The following is a 3,594-nucleotide window of genomic DNA, read 5'->3' on the forward strand; positions in this document are numbered from 1 at the left end:
TCGAAGTTGGCGACGCCGGCGGTGCCGAGGATCAGCATGGTCACCAGCGGGCCGGATTCCAGCGACATCAGCGCCATCGCCCCGGCCTCGCCGCGGCGGCCGTACTGCTGCATGAGCGCGGCGAACAGGCCGGCATTGGTCATGTCCATCGCCGCGACCAGTGCCAGCACCGACATGCCGCTCCAGATGCCGGAGACGACGCCGCCCGGCGGCAACAGTCGCGCGGCGATCACCGCGGTCAGCCACGCCACCGCGATCTTGGTCAGCACCAGCACGCCGGAGGCGCGCAACACGCGGCCGCCGCTGCGCAGCCGGATCGAGGCGCCCAGGCAGAAGCACCACACCGCCAGGATCGGCACCAGCCCGCCGATCAGGCCCTGGGTGAACGAGCCGAACCAGGCGCCGGCCTGCGGCCACACGGTGTGGCAGAGCGCGCCGAGCAGCAGCGGCGCCAGCATCATGCCGCCGGGAAGACGTTCGAGCGTGTGCTTGATCCGCATCGAGGGCTCCGCGTGTGGAGGCGCGGCGCGCGGCCGCGGCCCGGCGACGGCGCCGGACGGGCGGTGTTGTACCCCAGCGCGGCGATCGCCAGGTGTCGCCGGGTGCGCGCGCTCGGGGTCCGGTTCAGCCGTCTTGCGATCGCGGCGGCGACGGTCGCGCTTGCGCCGTGCCGGGCGTCGCGTACGCGTGGTCGAGCGCGTCACGCCTGTGCGGCGGACCCCAGCATCTTCAGCAGGGCCATCGCCGCGGCGGGATTGCGTTCCTTGGCGGCGCTGATGAAGTAGACGAAGACCTCGCGCGGCGTGGTCTTGGCCAGGGCCGTATCGGCGTGCGGCAGCGCCTGCGGATCCTCGCCGCGGCGCCAGGCCTGCGCGTGCGCGGCCCAGGTCTGCAATTCCTTCGGCGGGTAGCCATGGGCGACGTCGGCGCGACTGCGCATCAGCCGCGCATAGACGAAGTCGGCGCCCAGGTCGGCGAAGGAGGGGAACTCGGGCGAATCGGTGAACACCGTGGCCACGCGGTGCCGGCGGGTCAGGTGCAGCAGTTCCGGTCCGACGCAGGCCGGATCGCGCACTTCCAGCACGTGGCGCAGCCGGTGTCCGCCGGCCTGGCGCGGCAGCAGGTCGAGGAACGCGGCCAGGTCGTCCAGGTCCAGGCGATGGCCGTGCTCGAACTGCCACAGCAGCGGGCCGAGGCGGTCGCCGAGGCTGGCGATGCCGCCGACGAAATCCTCGATCTGCGTGCCGGCGCCGGCCAGCCGCCGCAAGGCGGTGATGCGCTTGGGCGACTTGGCCGAGAACAGGAAGCCCGGCGGCGTCTCGTCGCGCCAGCGCGCATAGGTCTCCGGCTTCTGCGCACCGTAGTAGGTGCCGTTGATCTCGATGCTGGTGACGTGGCGGCTGGCATATTCCAGTTCGCGGCGCTGCACCAGGCCCTGCGGATAGAACATGCCGCCGCGCCACGGCGCGTAGGTCCAGCCGCCGATGCCGACGCGGATGCCGTCCGGCGCGGCCGGGGCGGAGTCGAAGAGGTCGTTCATGCGGGCGTGTCTGGCGGCAGGCGGGGAGCGATTGTGCCGCAGCGCGGCGTTGCGGGGTGTGGTCGTGGGCGTCAGTGGCCTGGTGGTGTCGCTGGGCGGTGCGCGGCGTGTGCCTGTGCCGCGTGTTCGTCGCCTGCGCGATGGCGTGCGCCATGCGTGCGTGCAGGGCGGGAATGGCCGCCAACTCCGCTGGCCGCTGCGTGCGAGTTGGACGTTGGCAGTAGCGGCCACCCGCGTCTGGACCGCATCTGGCACTACGCGGCGTCGCAGCGGCGCGCCTTGGTCCGCCGCAAAGGCTCCGGCAGGCTCTACACTCGCCAGGTGCGCGCGCGGTGGCGTGCGGCTTCGGTTTCCCTTCTTCAGGAGCGACGCAGTTGAAGAGCATCTCGATGGGCTGCGGCCTGTTGCTGGCGATGAGCGCCACCGTGCAGGCGCAGGCGCCTGTCCCCGCCGCGGCCCCCGCACCGGCCCCGGCCGCATTGCCGCCCGGGCTGCAGGATCTGGACGCGCAGGTGGAGCGCGTGCGCAAGCAGTTCGACGTGCCCGGCATCGCCATCGCCATCGTCAAGGACGGGCAGGTGGTGCTGGAGCGCGGCTACGGCGTGCGCGAACTCGGCAAGCCGGAACCGGTGGACGCGCAGACCCTGTTCGCCATCGCCTCCAATACCAAGGCCTTCACCTCCGCCGCGCTGTCGATCCTGGCCGACGAAGGCAAGCTCAAGCTCGAGGACCGGGTGGTGGACCACCTGCCGTGGTTCCAGATGTCCGATGCCTACGTCACCCGCGAAATGCGCGTGCGCGACCTGCTCAGCCATCGCAGCGGGCTGAGCCTGGGGGCGGGCGACCTGCTGTTCTGGCCGGCCACCAGTTACAGCAACGAGGAAGTGGTGCGGCGCCTGGCGCACGTGCCGCTGAAGGGCGGTTTCCGCGACCGCTACGCCTACGACAACATCCTGTACGCGGTGGCGCAGAAGCTGATCGAGCAGGTCTCCGGACAGAGCTACGCCGAGTTCGTGCGCCAGCGCATCTTCGTGCCGGTGGGGATGACCGGCGCGCGCATCAACAGCGACCACCTGCAGCCCGGCGACGAGGCCGCGGTCGGCCACGCCAAGTTCGACTTCCGCGAGCTGCGCACGGTGGCGCCGCTGACCTGGTCCAACAATTCCGGTGCCGGCGGCATCTACGCCAATGTGCACGACATGGCCAAGTGGATGCAGGTGCAGCTCGACGGCGGGCGCCTGCCGTCGGCCAACGGCCAGGCGCGGCAGCTGTTCAGCGCCCAGCGCCAGCAGGAGATGTGGCAGATGATCACGCCGATCGCGGTGTCCGAGCCGAGCGTGCCGGAACTGCTGCCGGCCAAGCCCAACTTCGCCGGCTACGGCGAGGGCTGGAGCCTGAGCGACTACCGTGGCGCCAAGCTGGTCTGGCACACCGGCGGCTGGCCGGGCATGGTCTCGCGGCTGACCCTGGTGCCGGAGCGCAAGCTGGGTGTGATCGTGCTGACCAACCAGGAAGTCGGCGCCGCCTTCAACGCGATCACCCTGCGCGTGCTGGACGCCTACCTGGGCGCGCCGGCGACCGACTGGACCGCCGCCTACGCCAAGGCCGTGGCCAAGGCCGACGCCAGCGCCGACGAGGACTGGGCCAAGCACGTGGCCGCGCGCGACGCCAAATCCACGCCGTCGCTGCCGCTGTCCGGCTATGCCGGCACCTACCGCGACCCGTGGTACGGCGATGTGGTGGTGCGCCAGCAGGGCAAGCGCCTGGAGCTGCAGTTCAGCAAGACCGCGCAGCTGGTCGGCACCCTGGAGCACTGGCAGCACGACACCTTCATCGTCCGCTGGCGCGACCGCTCGCTCAACGCCGACGCCTTCCTGAGCTTCGCCCTGACCGCCGACGGCAAGGTGCGCGAGGCGCGCATGCAGGCGATCTCGCCGCTGACCGATTTCAGCTTCGATTTCCAGGACCTGGTGCTGACGCCGGAGTGAGGCCGGGATTCGGGAGTGGGGATTCGGGATTCGTAGGAGTCAACTGTCATGCACCTGCGATGACAG

The 3,594-nt window shown here is 71.0% G+C and carries 3 protein-coding genes; 1 reads left to right on the plus strand and 2 read right to left on the minus strand.

Going from position 1 to position 3,594, the window contains the following annotated elements; translation table 11 throughout:
• Together D183_RS0114340 and D183_RS0114345 are read right to left on the minus strand one after the other, a co-directional pair.
• Positions 1–500 (minus strand): 2-keto-3-deoxygluconate permease (locus D183_RS0114340; RefSeq protein WP_026144483.1); only part of this gene is annotated, 500 nt, incomplete at its 3' end.
• Between the two features lie 200 nt (positions 501–700).
• Complete coding sequence (locus tag D183_RS0114345) at positions 701–1,540, minus strand: DUF72 domain-containing protein (RefSeq protein ID WP_017909611.1); 840 nt, start codon at positions 1,538–1,540, stop codon at positions 701–703.
• A gap of 374 nt (positions 1,541–1,914) precedes the next feature.
• Here D183_RS0114345 and D183_RS0114350 point away from each other — a divergent pair, with 374 nt between their 5' ends.
• Complete coding sequence (locus tag D183_RS0114350) at positions 1,915–3,528, plus strand: serine hydrolase (protein ID WP_017909612.1); 1,614 nt, start codon at positions 1,915–1,917, stop codon at positions 3,526–3,528.
• Positions 3,529–3,594: the final 66 nt, after the last annotated feature.

Origin of the sequence: Xanthomonas sp. SHU 199 (genome assembly GCF_000364665.1) — a bacterium.
GTDB lineage: Bacteria > Pseudomonadota > Gammaproteobacteria > Xanthomonadales > Xanthomonadaceae > Xanthomonas_A > Xanthomonas_A sontii.

What these genes read in the sequence shown, in the direction of transcription:
- D183_RS0114345 (WP_017909611.1), bottom strand. Translation starts at nt 1,540, where the DNA reads ATGAACGACCTCTTCGACTCCGCCCCGGCCGCGCCGGACGGCATCCGC.